At 69.1% G+C, this 17,777-nt stretch carries 16 protein-coding genes and 1 pseudogene; 5 read left to right on the top strand and 12 right to left on the bottom strand.

All coding sequences use genetic code 11. From position 1 onward, the window contains the following. Positions 1–106: 106 nt before the first annotated feature. From BJ970_RS14755 to rsmD, 3 genes are all read right to left on the bottom strand, one after another. Positions 107–532, bottom strand: coding sequence for a guanyl-specific ribonuclease (locus tag BJ970_RS14755; protein ID WP_184726789.1), 426 nt, complete (start codon positions 530–532; stop codon positions 107–109). A 112-nt stretch (positions 533–644) separates the two neighbouring features. Continuing rightward, positions 645–1,127 carry a pantetheine-phosphate adenylyltransferase gene (gene coaD / locus BJ970_RS14750; protein WP_184726788.1) on the bottom strand — a complete coding sequence of 161 codons (483 nt, stop codon included), beginning with the start codon at positions 1,125–1,127 and terminating at the stop codon, positions 645–647. 118 nt (positions 1,128–1,245) lie between these two features. Further along, on the bottom strand, positions 1,246–1,800 hold the full coding sequence (gene rsmD, locus BJ970_RS14745) for a 16S rRNA (guanine(966)-N(2))-methyltransferase RsmD (protein ID WP_184729109.1): 555 nt from the start codon (positions 1,798–1,800) through the stop codon (positions 1,246–1,248). 234 nt (positions 1,801–2,034) lie between these two features. Here rsmD and BJ970_RS14740 point away from each other — a divergent pair, with 234 nt between their 5' ends. After that, entirely contained in the window at positions 2,035–4,131 is a 2,097-nt protein-coding gene (locus tag BJ970_RS14740; protein ID WP_184726787.1) for a HelD family protein, read from the top strand. Between the two features lie 107 nt (positions 4,132–4,238). On the opposite strand, the gene BJ970_RS14735 is transcribed toward BJ970_RS14740, so the two are convergent. Then, the gene (locus BJ970_RS14735) at positions 4,239–4,760 is read right to left on the bottom strand and encodes a hypothetical protein (RefSeq protein ID WP_246470853.1); all 522 of its coding nucleotides are present in this window, start codon (positions 4,758–4,760) and stop codon (positions 4,239–4,241) included. A 147-nt stretch (positions 4,761–4,907) separates the two neighbouring features. Here BJ970_RS14735 and BJ970_RS14730 point away from each other — a divergent pair, with 147 nt between their 5' ends. After that, positions 4,908–5,189, top strand: coding sequence for a PIN domain-containing protein (locus tag BJ970_RS14730; protein ID WP_184726785.1), 282 nt, complete (start codon positions 4,908–4,910; stop codon positions 5,187–5,189). 53 nt (positions 5,190–5,242) lie between these two features. Here the strand turns inward: BJ970_RS14730 and BJ970_RS14725 are convergent, their stop codons facing one another. After that, positions 5,243–8,620: a pyruvate carboxylase gene (locus BJ970_RS14725; RefSeq protein WP_184726784.1), complete on the bottom strand. Its 3,378-nt coding sequence runs from the start codon at positions 8,618–8,620 to the stop codon at positions 5,243–5,245. Between the two features lie 594 nt (positions 8,621–9,214). Here BJ970_RS14725 and BJ970_RS14720 point away from each other — a divergent pair. After that, positions 9,215–9,418, top strand: a complete 204-nt coding sequence (locus tag BJ970_RS14720) for a hypothetical protein (protein WP_184726783.1) — start codon at positions 9,215–9,217, stop codon at positions 9,416–9,418. Positions 9,419–9,953: 535 nt separating this feature from the next. On the opposite strand, the gene BJ970_RS14715 is transcribed toward BJ970_RS14720, so the two are convergent. Beyond that, positions 9,954–10,127: a DUF397 domain-containing protein gene (locus tag BJ970_RS14715; protein WP_184729108.1), complete on the bottom strand. Its 174-nt coding sequence runs from the start codon at positions 10,125–10,127 to the stop codon at positions 9,954–9,956. 37 nt (positions 10,128–10,164) lie between these two features. Here BJ970_RS14715 and BJ970_RS14710 point away from each other — a divergent pair. Continuing rightward, positions 10,165–10,443 (top strand): annotated as a pseudogene (locus tag BJ970_RS14710) (transposase); the annotation flags it as partial. A 114-nt stretch (positions 10,444–10,557) separates the two neighbouring features. Here BJ970_RS14710 and recG read toward each other — a convergent pair. From recG to BJ970_RS14685, 5 genes are all read right to left on the bottom strand, one after another. Then, positions 10,558–12,792, bottom strand: coding sequence for an ATP-dependent DNA helicase RecG (recG, locus tag BJ970_RS14705; RefSeq protein WP_184726782.1), 2,235 nt, complete (start codon positions 12,790–12,792; stop codon positions 10,558–10,560). An 85-nt stretch (positions 12,793–12,877) separates the two neighbouring features. Beyond that, the gene (locus BJ970_RS14700; protein WP_184726781.1) at positions 12,878–13,339 is read right to left on the bottom strand and encodes a hypothetical protein; all 462 of its coding nucleotides are present in this window, start codon (positions 13,337–13,339) and stop codon (positions 12,878–12,880) included. 176 nt (positions 13,340–13,515) lie between these two features. After that, positions 13,516–14,469, bottom strand: a complete 954-nt coding sequence (locus BJ970_RS14695; protein ID WP_184726780.1) for a DUF1648 domain-containing protein — start codon at positions 14,467–14,469, stop codon at positions 13,516–13,518. Positions 14,470–14,530: 61 nt separating this feature from the next. Continuing rightward, positions 14,531–14,881, bottom strand: a complete 351-nt coding sequence (locus BJ970_RS14690) for a GntR family transcriptional regulator (RefSeq protein ID WP_184726779.1) — start codon at positions 14,879–14,881, stop codon at positions 14,531–14,533. Between the two features lie 139 nt (positions 14,882–15,020). Continuing rightward, complete coding sequence (locus BJ970_RS14685) at positions 15,021–16,574, bottom strand: fatty acid kinase ATP-binding subunit FakA (protein ID WP_312864252.1); 1,554 nt, start codon at positions 16,572–16,574, stop codon at positions 15,021–15,023. 276 nt (positions 16,575–16,850) lie between these two features. On the opposite strand from BJ970_RS14685, the gene rpmB reads away from it, so the two are divergent. Further along, a complete protein-coding gene (gene rpmB, locus BJ970_RS14680; protein WP_184726777.1) occupies positions 16,851–17,042 on the top strand; it encodes a 50S ribosomal protein L28 in 192 nt (63 codons plus the stop codon). Between the two features lie 112 nt (positions 17,043–17,154). On the opposite strand, the gene BJ970_RS14675 is transcribed toward rpmB, so the two are convergent. Continuing rightward, the gene (locus BJ970_RS14675; protein ID WP_184726776.1) at positions 17,155–17,742 is read right to left on the bottom strand and encodes an Rv1733c family protein; all 588 of its coding nucleotides are present in this window, start codon (positions 17,740–17,742) and stop codon (positions 17,155–17,157) included. Positions 17,743–17,777 lie beyond the last annotated feature (35 nt).

Genomic DNA, 17,777 nt, shown 5'->3' with positions numbered 1-17,777 from the left:
AAATCCGGCGTCCGCGTGTCAAGGCCCCGAATGGAGTCGTGTCCATTCCCGGATGGCGGCTGTCCCGAGTGGCGATTGCCTTCCTGCGTCCGCCCGGGGCCGCGGACTACGCGTTGACGTTGGTCAGGCGGAAGCTCGCGTAATGGTCGTCGGTGTAGAAGTATTCGCCGCCGCCACCGACCACGAAGCGGCGGGCACCGCGGTCGTCGCTGCCGGGGGTTTTCACGGTGTACTCGTGGTAGTAACCATCGGCGCAGTCGGGCAGGATGCCTTCCCTGTTCTGGAAGACCGTGCCGTCCTGTGGGTACGGGTAGGGGCCGCCCCGCTTGATCAGATTCACGGTGTCGGTCGCCTCCGGCGGCAAAGCCGAAAGGTCGACCTTCTGAAAGCCCGTGGTGTCCCCGCACGGCGCTTGCGCGACGACGGCCACCGGTGCGGCGGACGGGGCGCCGGTCTGGAAGCCGACCAGCCCCATGACTGCGATCAGACCGGCGAGCAGGATCTGCATTGACTTCGACGTGATCCGCTTCATAGCCGTGCACGCTACGTCGACCGCTTGATCACGCATTGAAGCTGGCGTGAACCCGAAATGTCACAGACACGATCGAGTGGCACCGGCTAGGCCGGACGGCGTAGCCGGTGGCTCAGTTCTGCTCGGCCAACCGCTCGCGGAGCCGCTGTTCGATCTTCGGCGGCAGCAGGTTCGACACGTCGCCGCCGTAGGTGGCGACCTCCTTGACCAGCGAGCTGGCCAGGAAGCTGTACAGCGGGTTGGTCGACATGAACATCGTCTCCACCCCGGACAGCTGCTGGTTCATCTGCGCCATCTGCAGTTCGTAGTCGAAGTCGCTGACCGCGCGCAAGCCCTTGACGATCGCGCCGATGCCGTGCGCCTTGCAGTAGTCCACGAGCAGGCCGTGCCAGGCGTCGATCCGGACGTTCGGCCACTGCGTGGTGACCTCGCGCAGCATTTCCAGCCGCTCCTCAACGCTGAACAGGCTCTTCTTGTTCTTGTTGATGAGCACCGCGACGACGACCTCGTCGAACAGCTTCGACGCTCGCTCGATGATGTCCAGATGACCATTCGTCACGGGGTCGTAGGAGCCTGGACACACGGCACGCCTCATGAGCTGGACGTTAGCAGCAGCCGACGGTCACCCCCAGGACGACGTGGCGTGGCTCACCGGGACGGGCCTGGTCAGCGCGGTTACTCGTGGACAGCGCGGTTACTCGTGGACAGCCCGGTTACGCGTGGACAGCCCAGTGGACCGCCGTGTCGCCGTAGCGCTTGGTGCGCAACGCCTGCAGCGGGGCCGGCCAGTCCGGTTCGCCGCTGCGCACCGCGCGTTCGACGATCACCAGGCTGCCCGGCGCGGTCCAGCCGTTGGGGACCAACCCGGTCAGCACCCGTCGCAGCTGTTCGGACGCGAGGTCGTACGGCGGGTCTGCCAGCACCACATCGAAGGGTTGCGCCGTCGGGGTGCCGATCAGGGTCTCGGCCTTCGCCTGTTCCACCCGTACCCCGCGGAACCCGAGCGATGCGGCGTTGCGGCGCAGCAGCTGGGCCGCGCGCCGGTCGGCCTCGACGAAGGTGGCATGTCCCGCGCCACGGGACAAGGCCTCCAGCCCGAGCGCCCCGGAGCCGCCGTAGAGGTCGAGCACTCGCGCGCCGGACAGCTCGATGGCCGATTCCAGCGCGCTGAACAGGGCTTCTCGCACCCGTTCCGAGGTTGGTCTGGTGCCTCGCGGGGGCACCTCGATGCGCCGTCCACCCACGCTTCCGGCCACGATCCGCGTCACCGCACCATCGTCGCGCACGCGCTGTCGGCCGGAACGTGGCGGGCCTGGTACCTCGTGCCGATCGGCGAATCCGGCCCTTTCCCGGACCGCGGCGTCGAGCACGGAACGCCTCATCTCCCTGGAGCTTACGCCTGGGAAAGTGGCTTCTTAGCTCCTGGGAGCAGCAACGCGGCGCTTCGGCGGGTCGTACGCTGACAGGTCTGCCCACAGCGCCAGACGGGGAGTACGACTCAGGTGTCCGAAGCGTCCATCAAGCAGGCCGAGATCGCGGTCGAGCAGCAGCACGTCGACCGGGTTTACGCCCGACTCGACGAGCTGCGTGCCGAAGCCGAGGCGATGCGCGACAAGAGCTACGAATATGGGCAGGAGGCCACGCCGGAGGCGCTGAACGAGCGGGACGTGATGCTCCACCATGCGAACCGGACGCTGCAGGCGCTGAACGCGGAGTCCGAGGGGCTCGTGTTCGGGCGCCTGGACTTCGCCAACGGCGATGCCGCGCACATCGGCCGACTGGGCATCCGCGACGCGCAGTTCGACAACCTGCTGGTGGACTGGCGGGCCCCGCTGGCGGCGGCGTTCTACCAGGCCACCCCCGAACATCCACTGGACGTGGTGCGCCGCCGGGTGATCCGCTCCTCGCGCGAGCAGGTCATCGATCTCTCCGACGACCTGCTGGACCCCGACCGGGCACCGGCGGACATGCGGGTAATCGGCGACGGCGCGCTGATGGCGGCGCTGACCCGCTCGCGCGGTGACTCGATGCGCAACATCGTCGCCACCATCCAGAAGGAGCAGGACGACGCGATCCGGGCGCCCGAAGGCGGGGTCACCGAGATCACCGGCGGCCCGGGCACGGGCAAGACCGCGGTGGCGCTGCACCGCGCCGCCTACCTGCTCTACCGCGACCAGCGTCGGCTGGGCGGCCCCGGGGTGCTGGTGATCGGCCCGTCGCCGGTGTTCATGTCCTACATCTCCCGCGTGCTGCCGTCGATGGGCGAGCACAACGTCGAGCTGCGGGCGCTCGGGGAGGTGCTCGACGGCATCGGCACGGCCCGGATCGATGATCCGCGAACGGCCGAGATCAAGGGCTCGTCGCGAATGGTCAAGGTGCTCCGGCGGGCGTTGCGCTTGCCGCCGCCGGACGCGCCGGAGCAGTTGCGGATGTTCTACCGCGGCACGGTCCTGAAGCTGCAGGCCGACGACCTGAAGCGGATCCGCCGCTCGCTGCACGGCAAGGGCGGGCAGCCCAACCGGTCCCGGATGCGCGCGGCCGACGCGTTACTGGAGGCCCTGTGGCAGAAGGCGAAACAGGCCGCCGACGCGAACTTCCAGCCGGACCGCGAGCGGCTGATCGGCGAGATCGGCGAGCGCATCGAGTTCCACCGGTTCCTGGTCACCTGGTGGCCTCCGCTGTACCCGATGCAGGTGCTGCGTTGGCTGTCCGATCCGGCGCGGCTCGCGCAGGCCGCGCGCCGGTTGCTGTCGGCCGAGGAGATCGACCTGCTGGCCAAGTCGTGGGCCGAGGTGACCGAGTGGACGGTCGCCGACATCGCCTTGATCGACGAGTTACGAGTGCTGGCCGGCGCACCGCCGAAGCGGCGGCGGATCGATCCGGAAGCCGAGCAGGTGCGCCGGGCGGTCAATTACGACGAGTACGCCCACGTCGTGATCGACGAGGCGCAGGACCTCTCGCCGATGCAGTGGCGCATGGTGGGCCGCCGCGGGCGGCACGCGAGCTGGACGATCGTGGGCGATCCGGTGCAGTCGTCGTGGCCCGACCCGGCGGAGGCTGCCGCAGCGCGGCAGGAGGCCCTGAGCGCGCAGCGCACGCACCGCCGGTTCATGCTGCGCACCAACTACCGAAACTCGGCCGAGATCTTCGCCCTCGCCGCCGAGGCCGTGCGCGACCTGGTTCCGGCCGACGACCTGCCGGTCGCGGTGCGCAGCACCGGAATCGACCCGACGGTGCGCGAGGTGTCCGACCGCCAGTTGCCGCAGGCGGCGCGGTCGGCGGCGGCGGAGCTCTTGGCGGCAGCCGAGGGCACGGTGGGTGTGATCACCACGATGGCGCGTCGCGACGAAGTCCGGGAATGGCTGTCGAGTGTGGACACCGGAGACGCCGCCGACGGCGCAGGTGCCGGGGGCTCCGATCGGCTGCGCGTGGTCGGCAGCCTGGAGGCCAAGGGCATGGAGTACGACGCGGTGGCGGTGGTCGACCCGGACGGACTGGCGACCGAATCCAGTACCGGGCGCCGCGCCCTCTACGTCGCCCTCAGCCGGGCCACCCAACTCCTGACGGTTCTCACAACGTCCGCGGCTAAGACGCGCTAACGGCTGCGGACTTCGCTGCGAGCGCCTGTCGCGGTGGGCGGGTTCCGCACCATTGACGATCGGCCGCCCGTCACTTTCCCGCTAGGTGCCGAATCGGCGGTGCGTGGTCACCGGCCGTCGACGCGAACGAACGCCCGGGCCGACTGTGCCCAGCGGTAGTGCTCGGTCCAGTTCTGGCCGGTGTCGAAATCTTCCAGGCCCACCGCGATATCGCCTTGCGAGATGGTGAACCGGTTCGGCACCTGCGTCCACACCGGCGGGCTGACCACAGTGCCCAGGGGCCGCACGGCGACGCCGTCCGGGCCAGTCGTCATGGCGATCAGTGCCCGGGAGTATTCCGAGTTCCGCGGCCCGCAGTCCATCAGGATCAGCGCATCCTCAACGCCTTCGCCGGTGACATCGGCGTAGCCGATCTCCCGCTCCGGCGTGAACCGGTACACGGAGTCCCCTGCTTCGGCCGCACCATCGGCGAACCGCACGGATTGCTCCGGGCACGGCCCCACGGGCGGCACGGTGAACTCCGCGTTGCGCCAGTCAACGTCCCGCACGCCCGGCGCGGCCTGTCCCGACGCCGCACCACCGCCCGCCAGCAACCCCGCGGCGAGCACGACCGCCGAAACCGCTCGCATCCATGACTGCTGCATGACACCCCCGATGCTCGAACGAAAGAAGAATCCCGCTAGCACACCGAAGACGCCGGGCGCCCGCAGCCGGTTGCCCCGAGAAACCCCAATCGTGTGCATACGCCGACCGAGTCCGGCACGCTGAGCACCCAGGTGCTCCAGGAGTTCTACGCAGTCGCCATCCGAAAGACACAGCTACCCCGTGAGGCCGCCCGCAAAGTGGTGGCGAAATACGCCGAGTGGGACCCCATCCGAACAGACCCATTGCTGATCGTCTCGGCGAGCAAACTGGAAGAAGACCACAGCCTGGCGTTGTGGGATGCGCTCATCGTCGAGGCAGCGCTGCGGGCAGGGGCGACGAAGTTGCTTTCCGAAGATATGCAGCACGGCCGGCGTTTCGGCGGTCTGTTGATCGAGAACCCGTTCCGCCCTTGAGACGCGAATGCGGGCCGCCCTCGGCAGGACGGCCCGCGTCGCGGTTGCGATTGTCAGCCGAGTTCGATGATCAGGTCGCCGCCTTCGACCTGCTGGACCCCGCCGATGGCCAGGCGCTTGACCCGACCGCCCTGCGGGGCCGTGACCGCGGCCTCCATCTTCATCGCCTCGATGGTGGCGATGGTCTGACCCGCCTCCACCACGTCGCCCTCGCCGACCGACAGCGTCACCACACCGGCGAACGGCGCGGGCACGTGGCCGGGGTTGGACCGGTCGGCCTTCTCCGCGACCGGCAGGTTCGTGGCCACCGAGCGGTCGCGGACCTGGATCGGCCGCAACTGCCCGTTCAACACGGCCATCACGGTGCGGATACCGCGCTCGTCGGGCTCGCTGATCGCCTCCAGACCGAGGAGCAGCCGCACGCCCGGCTCCAGGTCCACCGAGTACTCCTCCCCCGGCCGCAGCCCGTAGAAGAAGTCCTTGCTGCGCAACAGGGAAGTGTCGCCGTACGCCGCGCGGTGCTCGGCGAACTCCTTGGTCGGCTTGGCGAACATCAGCCGGTTCAAGGTGCCCCGGCGGTCGGACGCCAGCCCTTCGCGGTCCTCCTCGGACAGATCCGCGAGCTTGCGCGAGGCGGTGCGCCCCTCCAGCGCGCGGGTGCGGAACGGCTCCGGCCAGCCCGCCGGCGGGTCGCCGAGCTCGCCCTGCAGGAATCCGATCACCGAGTCCGGGATGTCGAACCTGCGCGGGTCGGACTCGAAGTCGGCCGGGTCCACGCCCGCGCCCACCAGGTGCAGTGCCAGGTCGCCGACCACCTTCGACGACGGGGTCACCTTGACCAGCCGACCGAGGATCCGGTCGGCCGCGGCGTACATCGCCTCGATCTCCTCGAACTTGTCGCCCAGCCCGAGCGCGACCGCCTGGGTGCGCAGGTTCGACAGCTGGCCGCCGGGGATCTCGTGCTTGTAGACCCGGCCCGTCGGCGAAGCCAGACCCGCCTCGAACGGCTGGTAGACCTTGCGCACCGACTCCCAGTACGGCTCCAGGTCGCACACCGCCTGCAGGTCCAGTCCGGTGGCCTGCTCGGTGTAGTCGGTGGCGGCCACCACCGACGACAGGGCGGGTTGGGAGGTGGTGCCGGCCAACGACGCCGTCGCGGCGTCGACCGCGTCCACGCCGGACTGGATGGCCGCCAGGTAGGTGGCCAGCTGGCCACCCGGCGTGTCGTGGGTGTGCAGGTGCACCGGCAGGTCGAATTCCGCACGCAGCGCGGACACCAGCTTCGCCGCGGCCGGCGGGCGCAGCAGCCCGGCCATGTCCTTGATGGCGAGCACGTGCGCACCGGCATCGACGATCTGCTCGGCCAGCCGCAGATAGTAGTCCAGCGTGTACAGCTTCTCGTCCGGGTTGGACAGATCAGCCGTGTAGCACAGCGCCACCTCGGCGATCGACTTCCCGGTCGCCCGGACGGCCTCGATGGCCGGGCGCATCTGCTCGACGTCGTTGAGCGCGTCGAAGATGCGGAAGATGTCGATGCCGGTGTCGGTGGCCTCCTGCACGAAGTGCTCGGTCACCTCGGTCGGGTAAGGCGTGTAGCCGACGGTGTTGCGGCCACGCAGCAGCATCTGCAAGCAGATGTTGGGCACCGCTGCGCGCAGCTTCGCCAGCCGCTCCCACGGGTCTTCGGCCAGAAACCGCAGCGCCACGTCGTAGGTCGCGCCGCCCCAGCACTCCAGGGACAGCAGCTCCGGCGTCATCCGCGCCACGTACGGCGCGACCGCGAGCAGGTCCCGGGTGCGTACTCGGGTCGCCAGCAGCGACTGGTGGGCGTCCCGGAAGGTGGTGTCGGTGACCCCGACCGCCTTGGATTCCCGCAGCCAGCGGGCGAAACCCTCCGGGCCGAGCTCGACGAGCTTCTGCTTCGAGCCGGCGGCGGGCTCGACCGAGATGTCCAGCTCCGGCAGCTTGTTCGCCGGCTCCGGGGTGGTCGGGCGCTCGCCGTTGGGCCGGTTGACCGTTACGTCGGCGAGGTAGTTCAGCAGCCGGGTGCCGCGGTCGGCCGAGTGCCGGGCGGTGAGCAGGTGCGGCCGCTCGTCGATGAACGAGGTGGTGACCCTGCCCGCGGCGAAGTCCGCGTCGTCCAGCACGGCCTGTAGGAACGGGATGTTCGTGGACACGCCGCGGATCCGGAATTCGGCGACCGCCCGGCGGGCCCTCGCGACGGCGGTGGCGAAGTCGCGACCCCGGCAGGACAGCTTCACCAGCATCGAGTCGAAGTGCGCGCTGACGCTGGTGCCGGCGAACGCGGTGCCGCCGTCCAGCCGGATGCCGGCGCCGCCCGGCGACCGGTAGGCGCTGATCATGCCGGTGTCCGGGCGGAACCCGTTGGCCGGGTCCTCGGTGGTGATGCGGCACTGCAGCGCCGCGCCGCGCAACCGGATCGTGTCCTGCGTCAGGCCGAGGTCTTCAAGCGTCTCGCCGGCCGCGATACGCAACTGCGATTGGACCAGGTCGGCGTCGGTGACCTCCTCGGTCACCGTGTGCTCGACCTGGATGCGCGGGTTCATCTCGATGAACACGTGGCGGCCCTGCTCGTCGACCAGGAACTCCACGGTGCCCGCGTTGACGTAGCCGATCTTGCGGGCGAAGGCGACGGCGTCGGCGCAGATCCGCTCCCGCAGCTGCGGGTCGAGGTTGGGCGCCGGGGCGATTTCGATGACCTTCTGGTGGCGGCGCTGCACCGAGCAGTCCCGCTCGAAGAGGTGAATCACGTTACCGGCGGCATCGGCGAGGATCTGCACCTCGATGTGCCGCGGCTTGACGACCGCCTGTTCCAAGAAGACCGTCGGGTCGCCGAAGGCCGATTCGGCTTCGCGCATCGCGGCTTCCAGCGACTCGCGCAGTGCGGGCGGCGCGTCCACCCGGCGCATGCCGCGCCCGCCACCGCCGGCGACGGCCTTCACGAACACCGGGAACGTCATGTCCTCGGCGGCGGCCAGCAGCTCGTCGACGTCGCCGGACGGCGCCGAGGAGTCCAGCACCGGCACCCCGGCCTCGCGGGCGGCGGCGACCGCGGTCGCCTTGTTCCCGGTCATCTGCAGGATTTCGTGGCTGGGACCGACGAAGGTGATCCCGGCCTCCTGGCAGGCCCGCGCCAGTTCGGGATTCTCCGAGAGGAACCCGTAACCGGGGTAGACCGCGTCGGCGCCGGACTGGCGCGCGGCCTTGATGATCTCTTCCACGGACAGGTAGGCGCGGACCGGATGACCAGGTTCGCCGATCTCGTACGACTCGTCGGCTTTCAGACGGTGCAACGAGTTGCGGTCCTCGTGCGGAAACACCGCGACCGTGCCCGCGCCTAGCTCGTACGCGGCGCGGAACGCGCGGATCGCAATCTCGCCGCGGTTGGCGACGAGAACTTTGCGGAACATGCCGGCTCCTCCTGGACAGGTGTCGGTCGGTGTGAGCACACTACCGCGAAAATTCCTCCTACCGGGAGAACCTCCCAGGTGATGGACGCCTCGCCATGGCGATGACCTGCTCAAATGTCAATTTGACACAAGAACCCACCGAAAGAAAAAGAGCAAAATTTTCTCTATTTCCAATTTTTGATCTCGTTTTTGGCCCGCGGGTCGGCCGTTGGCAACCGAAGATCACCAGAACGTGGGTCCCGTAGCGGCCCGGCGGTCACCCGGGGTCGAGCGATTTCAAGGGAAATGGGCTATGAAGCAGTGGCCGATCTCGCGGGACCTGCCGACTGATGGTCTTGATCAAAACAAACACCTTGAGGCGTTGCTACGTACCGTAACGGGTGAAGCGAACAAACGTCGTGATGCGCCCAGGGTGAGCAAGGCGCACGATGCGAACGCGGCGAATGACAGAGCGCATCACGTGGCGATGCCCCCGCACCTTGGGTTGGGAAGCCAGTGCGGGGGCATCGCTGTTGCTCTAGTCTGAGTCGCGGTGGGCCGCTGGCCCGGCTACTAGCCCTAGCCGGGGCAGCGGCTTACGCCACACCTACGCCGTTGAGCCAGCCTTCACGCTGGTTGGTGCCGGTAAGCCGGGTGGAGTCGGCCCGCTTCCAACCCTTCACAACCAACCGCGAGGGTTACCACTTCGACCACGGCAAAGAACGGGACGCCAACAACGCCGTCACGACGGTTGTGTTCCGCACCCTGGACAAAGGCGACCCCAAACGGGGCACCAAACAGGCGACCGCGAAAGCCTGAACAGTCCAGAACCGGCCCAAACGCCCCGCAGCGTTTGGGCCGAAATCATATCGACAGGAGTCACCGACATGCCCATATACAGCGCAGAAATCAACGAAGCAGAAGGCCGCTACGATCACCAACCACCGCCTCAACACAACACAAACCCTGGAACTCCCACCACACGTAATCGACCAAATCCCAATGGCACTCAACATGCTGCGGATGATGCACTGAAAGGAAACCTTCATGCTAAAGCCTGCACCCGGAACCGTGCGACTCCAATTCAAACGCTACCCGTTCAACAACGGAAACGGCTACCACGACCGCATCACAGGCCACGTACTACGCCCAGTTGACGGCCAGTGGAAGTGCCGCAACTGTATGTTCAGCGTGGCCGAACAGCGCTACCTCACCTGGAAAGGAACCATCGAAGACACAACGGCAAAACCTGATACCCTCGCCCACGTCAGAGGGACGGCAAAGCCAAGCCGAGACATTTCGAACCTCAGACACCACGGTGCCCCCGGTACGCCGTACCGGGGGCACCACTGTCTCAGCGGTCGAAACGACCCTGCTTCACGCCATCGATGAACGTCAACACATCGACGGCCAACGTTGGTCCGTTCGGGTCCTTAGAATCGCGGATACGGTCAAGCGTAACGGTTAATTCGACACACGCGCCGTTTGTTTGGCTGTAGCTAGATTTCATCCAACCGTCGGTACTCATAATGCAACCTCCATTTTTTGAGTCGTTCGAGTCGTTGATGGCGGGGGTGGCGGGGCGGTTCACGCGGGTGGAGCCGCGTCGACGGGTGCGGGCGTTCGTGCTCGGGTTGTTGTCGGACCTGCCACGGAAGAATTGCTGGAGCATTGCCGAGCACGCCGGTGATGTCACTCCGGATGGCATGCAGCATCTGCTGTCGCGGGCGGTGTGGGACGCCGATGCCGTGCGTGATGACATCCGCCGGATCGCGGTCCAGCGTTTGGGAACCAGCGAGGCGATGCTGGTGGTCGATGAGACCGGTGACCTGAAGAAGGGCACGGCGTTCATTTTGATCATGGTCATCAGGTGGCAGAGGCCGCGTGATCGGCCACTGCTTCATAGCCCATTTCAAGGGAAAGCAACGCGCCGATTTTCCCTTGAAATCGCCATCGGGTCAGCTCTTTTCCAGGTACTCCGCGCGCTCGGCATCGACGACCTCGGCGACCATCCAGGCCAGGCCGGGGTGTCCGCGCAGCCGGGGATCGGCGCCGACGATCCGGTCGGCCTCCTCCCGCGCCTGGGCGATCACGTCCTCGTCGCGCAGCAACGACAGCAGCTTCAGGCCCGACTTCCGGCCGGACTGCGCCGCGCCGAGGATGTCGCCCTCGCGGCGCAGCTCCAGGTCCAGGCGGGCGAGCTCGAAACCGTCCGTGGTGGAGGCGACGGCGTCCAGGCGCTCCCGCGTGGTGGTGCCGCCCATCGCATCGGTGACCAGCAGGCACAGGCCCGGCGCACTGCCCCGGCCGACGCGACCGCGCAGCTGGTGCAGCTGGCTGACCCCGAACCGGTCGGCGTCCATGATCACCATGACGGTGGCGTTCGGGACGTTGACGCCGACCTCGACGACGGTGGTGGCGACCAGCACGTCGAGTTCCCCGGCGGCGAACGCGCGCATCACCGCGTCCTTGTCGTCGGCGGCCAGCCGACCGTGCAGGATGCCCAGCCGCAAGCCCGCCAACGGCCCGGCGCCTAGCTGTTCGGCGACGTCGAGCACCGCCAGCGGCGGTCGCCGTTCCTCGCCGTCCTCCGGCGGCGGCTCCTCGCCGCCCCCGTCGCTGTCGTCCACAGCGGACTTCGCGGCCTTCTTCTTGCCCTTGCCCGAGTTCTCCTCGTCGTCGCCGATCCGGGGACAGACCACGTAGACTTGGTGCCCGGCCCGGACCTCCTCGTGGATCCGCTGCCAAGCCCGGTCCAGCCAAGCCGGTTTCTCCGCCACCGGAACGACACTCGTGCTGATCGGCGAGCGGCCGCGCGGAAGTTCCCGCAGCGCCGAGGTTTCCAGGTCGCCGTAGACCGTCATCGCCACCGTGCGGGGGATCGGCGTGGCGGTCATGACCAGCACGTGCGGCGACACGTCGTCCCCACCGCGCGCCCGCAGCGCGTCACGCTGCTCGACGCCGAAGCGGTGCTGCTCGTCGACCACCACCAGACCGAGATCGGCGAACGACACCCGGTCCTGGATCAGCGCATGCGTGCCAACGACGATCCCGGCTTCACCGGAAGCTGCCTCCAGCAGAGCCTTCTTGCGTTGCGCCGCGTTCAGCGAGCCGGTTAGCAGCGTCACGCGGGTGGCGTCGTCCGCGCCGCCGAGTTCGCCGGCCATCGCAAGGTCGCCAAGCAGCTCGCGCAGCGAGCGCGCGTGCTGCGCCGCGAGTACCTCGGTCGGGGCGAGCATCGCAGCCTGCCGACCGGAGTCCACCACCTGCAGCATCGCGCGCAGCGCCACCACGGTCTTGCCGCTGCCGACCTCGCCCTGAACCAGGCGGTTCATCGGGTGCTCGGTGGTCAGGTCCAAGGCGATCCGCTCGCCGATCTCCTGCTGCCCCTTGGTCAGCTCGAACGGCATTCGCTGGTCGAACGCTGCCAGCACCCCGTCGTCGCGGGGCTCGCACACCGGGGCCGGGTGCGACTTCGCCGCTCCGCGCAGCTGCGCCAGCGCCAGCTGCACCGCCAACGCCTCGTCCCACTTCAGCCGGCCCTGCGCGGCGCCCACATCGGCGTAGTTCTGCGGCCGGTGGATCTTGCGCAGCGCCGCTTCGAGGTCGGCCAGCCGCATCCGGTCGCGCAGCTCCACCGGCAGCGGGTCGTCGGTGCCGTCCCAGACGTCCAGCACCTGCCCCACGCACCGCGCGATGGACCACGACGGCAGGCCCTGTGCGGCCGGGTAGACCGGGATCAGCGCGGCGGCGAACTCCTCGGCCGCCGAACCGAGGTCCGTGTCCGAATCGAACAGCTGGTACTCCGGATGCGCCAGCTGCAACTGGTTGCGGTAGGCGGTCACCTTGCCGGCGAACATCCCGCGCCGGCCCGGCAGCAGCTCACGCTCCCGCCACGCCTGGTTGAAGAACGTGCAGCTCAGCGATCGGTGACCGTCGGTGATGCGGGCCTCCACGATGGTGCCGCGGCGGGACTTCATGGTGCGCTTGCCGACCCGCTCCACCTGGGCCAGCACGGTGGCGTGCTCGCCGATCTCCAGACCGGCGATGGCGGTCAGCTCACCGCGCTCGGCGTAGCGCCGTGGGTAGTGCCGCAGCAGATCCCCCACCGTGGCCAGCCCCAGCGCCGATTCGAGCGCCTTGCCGGTCTTGGCACCGAGCACCCGGTCGAGCTTCGCGTCCAATGTGGTCACTGGTTGTCCTCCGCCGTGCGCTTCGTCACCGGTCGTCCAGCCGGGCGGGCACACCGCAAATTATCGGACGGCACCGACGAGACCATCAGTCGGTGGCGGCGACCCGAGCGCTGTTGCTGCCCAGTCGCCACCCCAGCCAACCCGCAAGCGGTCCGCCGAGCAACAGCCAGCCCTGCCCGGTGAGGTCGGCGGCGTGCCGGAAGTCCGGGGCGTCCAAGTTGGCCACCGCGGTCAGCACGACGGTGCCGAGCATCAGCGAGCCGAACACGCCCAACGCCGCCCCGGCCCAGGCCAGCCCGCGCCGCCGCAGCACTCCGCGAATCCCGAACACGCTCCAGACCGCGGCCACCGCCAGCCACCAGACGAGCTTGCCGAAAAGGAAGTCGCGCAACGTACTGGAGCTCTCCGGCGCGCCGGAAGAGGCCCACTCGACCGCGATGGGCTCCGGCAGGCGGGCGCGCAGCAGCACCGGCACCGCGATCATCAGTAGCGCTACGAGCAGGGTCCAGCTACCGACGAACCACAGGTATCGGCTTCGGACACTCACTGGGCGCTCCCGGGTCAATCGACGACCGGTGACGACAGTAGCGCCACGCCACGGGTGCGGGTCGGCCCGGCTCACCGTCGGTACCGGTCAGAGCCGGTTCGCCGCCACCACGGACATCTCGCCGCCACGACGCCCCGGCTCGCACGAGCGGCTGCGCCGTCGGCGGAAAGACGAACTCACAGCGCCGAGCGTTCGGTGATGAACGCGTTGACCAGCTCGGCGCCACGCTCGGGGTGGTCGACGCTGATGAAGAAGTCGCGGCCGGAAGTCAGCCGCAGGACCAGGCATTCGCCGCCGCGCAGCATGATCGCGGAGCTGCCGGGACGAACCCGGTAACCCCAGCCGCCGACCTCCAGCGCTCGCCGGGTCTCGACCCGTGCACCCTCGATCTGCGTCAGCCGGATCCGCCGAGCGGGCCAGCGCTGCGGGCCGAACGCGACCCGCGCGCCGTGCTCGTCGATCTGCACCCGTGCGGAGGAGATGGCCAGGCACACGAAGCCGGCCAGGAGCGGAACCAGCGCGAACTGCCAGGGCCGGAAGACGAAACTCACCGCTGCGACCAGCACCACGAGCCCGCCGACCGCGCGGAGCACCGGGCTCGACACCGACGACAACCACACCGCGCGTTCGCCCGGTTTCAGGGTCAGCTCGTTGCCGGTTTCGGCCTCCTGCCCGGCCGGTTCGTCCGGGCCGCGATTCCCCGCCAGCCACCCGAGCCGGCCCGCGAATCCGGCGACCGCGAGGTTCGGGAGCACCTGCCAGTTCAGCGACCGCGCCTGCTGCCACTCGGCGACGTCGAGGTTCGCCCACACCGTCAGCGCCCCGATTCCGGCGAAGAACACCGCCGCGGCGCCGAGGATCGCGCCCGTGGTGGCCCGGCTGCGCCGCCGCCGCCAGCCGAGCGCGCCGAACACCACCGCGCCCACCGCGACCACCAGCCAGCCGGCCAGCACGAAGATCAGGAACCCCGTGGCGGCCATCGAATCGTCGGGCGCACCGAAGAAGCCCCAGTGCGAGGCGAGCGGATCGGGCACCCGATCCCGGAAGGCCAGCGCGCCCAAGGAAAGTGCCGCCGTCACGACCACCACCCACAGGCTCGAAACGGCCAGGAACCGGGCCCGGTAGGTCATTTCGCCCCCCGCGTCCGGTGGGACATCCGTAACCGGTCGGCGGATGTTGCGGAGAAGTAGCTCATTTCGCCCCCTGCCTGATCCATTCGATGACGTCTTCCGGTCGGTAACCGTGGCGCTCCGCCTCGGTCAGCAGCTCGCCGAGTTTCTGCTGCAGCGCGGCCCGCGGGTCGGGACGGCGCAGCACGGTGACACCGCGCCCCCGGCGGAACTCCAGCAATCCCTCCTCCCGCAGCCCGCGCAGTGCGCGCAGCACGGTGTTGGCGTTGATCCGTAACGCGACGGCGAGATCCCGCGCGGGAGGCAGCCGGTCACCCGGTTCGATCTCGCCGTCGGCGATGGCGCGCCGGATGGAGTCGGCGGCCTGCTCGTGCAGCGGCCGCTGATCGTGCAGATCCAACGAAAGCAACATGGTGCCAATGACATTAGCACCATTCGATTCTTGGTCCCCAGCAGAAGCGTTCCGCTCGACAAGTGTTCGCCCAGCGCGACGGGGTGAAGATCGCGAGGCACCACGGAGTGCTCGCGAGAACGACTTGCGGCGGTGGCCGCTACTCGACGCCGAGGAGCAGCAGGGCGTCGAGATCGCCGCCGGGATAGCAGGCCAGTTCCACCTCGGGCCGGGCCTGCCGGAGGTATTCGGCGAGCGCGCCCGAGAGGCCATCCGGGGCATCCGCCCCGACCAGCGCGGTGAGCAATTCGCCGCCAGCGGTGAGCATCCTGGCGGCGAGGTCCCGGACCGCGGTCAGCACATCGTCGCCGATGAGCACCACCTCGCCGTCGATCAACCCGAGCACATCGCCGGGCAGACAACGGCCCACCCAGGTCAGCGCCTCGGCGTCGGCGATGCGCAGTTCACCTCGCCGGGTGGCGGCTGCCGCCTCGGCCATCGCCACCTGATCATCCGCGCGACGCCGACTCGGGTCGTGCACCGCCAGCGCGGCCAGCCCCTGCACCGGCGATGCCGTCGGCACCACGACCACCTCCTGGCCTTCGCCGAGCAGCCCGGCCCGTTCCACCACGGCGGCGGTGGCGGAGTCGTTGGGCAGCACCAACACGTGCGCGGCTCCGGTCGAGCGGAATGCCTCGCCCAGCTCGTCGGCCGTCAGCTCCGGGCCGACGACCAGCACATCCGCCCCCTCGGCGGCGAACAGCTCGCCCAACGCGCCACCTGGAACGCAGGCGAGCACGGCGACGTCCCGCGCGAAGGCGGCCTGCTGATCGGCGAACCTGGTGACCTTGATCTTGTGCACCCGCCCGGTCTCGATGCCCGATTCGATCGCCGCCCCGATGTCGTCGCAGTGCACGTGCACCGCCCAGGAAGCGGCGCCGTCACCGACCACGGACACGCAGTCGCCGAGCCCGCACAGCGCATCGCGCAGGGCGAACGCACGATCCTGATCGGTGTCGGCCAGCAAGTACATGACCTCGTACTCGTACTGTGACTCGTGCTCCAGCACACCCGGGTCGCCCGGGACCGGCGCCTTCGGCGCGAGCCGCTCGCCGTCGCGGACCACGGCGTGCAGCGCGTCGAGCATGATCACCAAGCCGCGCCCACCGGCATCGACGACACCAGCGTCGGAGAGCACCGAAAGCTGTGCCGGCGTCGCCGCCAGTGCACTGATAGCTGCGCGGGTCGCGTTCTGCACTACCACGCCCAGCTCGTCCGAATTCGCCGCCGCGCGTGCCGCCGCGCGCAGCACCGAGAGCAGCGTGCCTTCGACCGGCTCGGCGACGGCCTGCCGGGCCATCTCCTCGGCTCGGAGCAACGAGGCACCGAATGCACGGCCGTCCGCTTCGGCGACATCGCGCAACTGCTCGGCGATGCCGCGCATGGCCTGCGACAGCAGCATGCCGGAGTTGCCGCACGCGCCGCCGAGCGCGCCCTTGGACAGCGCGGCGAGCACGCCGCCGAGGGTGTCCGGCTCCGCCGCATCCAGCGTTTCCACCGCCGCCCGCATCGTCTGCAGCAGGTTGGTGCCGGTGTCGCCGTCGGCGACCGGGTAGACGTTGATCCGGTCGATCGCGTCGCGTTCGGCGGCCAGCGCGGCCAGGGCCAGGTCCGCCCAGCGGCGGGCAGCCGCCGCAGTCAGCGTCCGCAACACCCGCGACCTCCCACGCAGTCTCCGACGGTCGGATTGTCCGAGACTAGTCGCTGCGTGCGCCGCATACGCAGGCATCGGACTCGCCCCCACCGCCGAAGCCGCCGCCGACGGTGGGCTACACTGATCCGGTCCCAGGGTGGCGATGACCCAGGACAACCGGGTTCTCCGGGATCTGGCCGCCGTCCACGGCGGTGAACAGCAAGCCTTCACGCAAGTGTGGCGTGCTTGCGTGACTTTCATCGCTGTAACCGTCAAGCAAAGTAAGGGGTGTCTGACGTGGCTGCCGTCTGCGACGTCTGTGGCAAGGGACCAGGCTTCGGCAACTCGGTCTCGCACTCCCACCGGAAGACCAGGCGCCGGTGGAACCCGAACATTCAGACCGTGCACGCCAAGATCGGTCTTTCGCAGCGCAAGCGCATGAACGTGTGCACCTCCTGCCTGAAGGCCGGCAAGGTCGCCCGCGGCTGACGCGACTGCGCGCGAACCCCGAGGCCAAGCGCCTCGGGGTTTTCTGCGTTCGCACCCACGGCAAGACTCGCCCGCATCGAGCGTCGAGTGCTTCGCAACGGCCGCACGCCGTTTAAGGAGCGTGCTTGCGCCATTGGGGGCCGATCTTCTCCCATTCGGCCGCCCACGCCGCCAACCGCCTGCGAGTCACCAGCAGGCGCGCTCCGACCAGGGCCACGCTGGTGATCGCCGCCGAGCCGACCAGCACGCCCGCCCCGGCTAGTCCGGCGGCCTCGGCCGCGTCGGCTCGGGTGAGCGGAGGCGCCGTCGGCCCGCCCTGCTGGTCCAGCCACACCGGGAGCGTGCCGGTCACCGGGGCGCGCGGCGGCAACTGGACGACGGCGAAGCGCTCGTCCGGCGGTTGCCCCCAGCGCACCGCGACCGACCGGTGCCCGGCCGCGTTGGGATCACCGACCTCCGTCACGATAGTGGCCACGACCTGGTGTTTGGCGGCCTGCTCGTGCTCCACTTCGATCAGCCGGTCGCGCAACTCTGCCTGCGCGATGAAGAGGGCCACCACCACGGTGACGGCCGCGATCAGCGCGACGATCAGCAGCGCAAAGGGTTCGAAATAGTCGGTGCGTCGCCGCAGCGGGTTCGCACCCGGGAATATCCTGCGGACCAGACACCGCAGGTCGCTGCTGCTCCGGTCGGCTCTCATGGCGAGCCTTCTTCCGCCCCGAACGCATCTCCCGG

This window comes from Saccharopolyspora phatthalungensis (genome assembly GCF_014203395.1).
GTDB classification, from domain to species: Bacteria; Actinomycetota; Actinomycetes; order Mycobacteriales; family Pseudonocardiaceae; genus Saccharopolyspora; species Saccharopolyspora phatthalungensis.
This window is presented reverse-complemented; position numbering and strand designations above follow the sequence as displayed.

Coding starts and splice junctions, on each gene's coding strand:
- BJ970_RS14735 (WP_246470853.1), bottom strand. CDS start 4,760: ATGCGAGCGGTTTCGGCGGTCGTGCTCGCCGCGGGGTTGCTGGCGGGC.
- BJ970_RS14675 (WP_184726776.1), bottom strand. CDS start 17,742: ATGAGAGCCGACCGGAGCAGCAGCGACCTGCGGTGTCTGGTCCGCAGG.
- BJ970_RS14755 (WP_184726789.1), bottom strand. CDS start 532: ATGAAGCGGATCACGTCGAAGTCAATGCAGATCCTGCTCGCCGGTCTG.
- BJ970_RS14690 (WP_184726779.1), bottom strand. CDS start 14,881: ATGTTGCTTTCGTTGGATCTGCACGATCAGCGGCCGCTGCACGAGCAG.
- BJ970_RS14725 (WP_184726784.1), bottom strand. CDS start 8,620: ATGTTCCGCAAAGTTCTCGTCGCCAACCGCGGCGAGATTGCGATCCGC.
- BJ970_RS14695 (WP_184726780.1), bottom strand. CDS start 14,469: ATGACCTACCGGGCCCGGTTCCTGGCCGTTTCGAGCCTGTGGGTGGTG.
- coaD (WP_184726788.1), bottom strand. CDS start 1,127: ATGAGGCGTGCCGTGTGTCCAGGCTCCTACGACCCCGTGACGAATGGT.
- BJ970_RS14715 (WP_184729108.1), bottom strand. CDS start 10,127: ATGAGTACCGACGGTTGGATGAAATCTAGCTACAGCCAAACAAACGGC.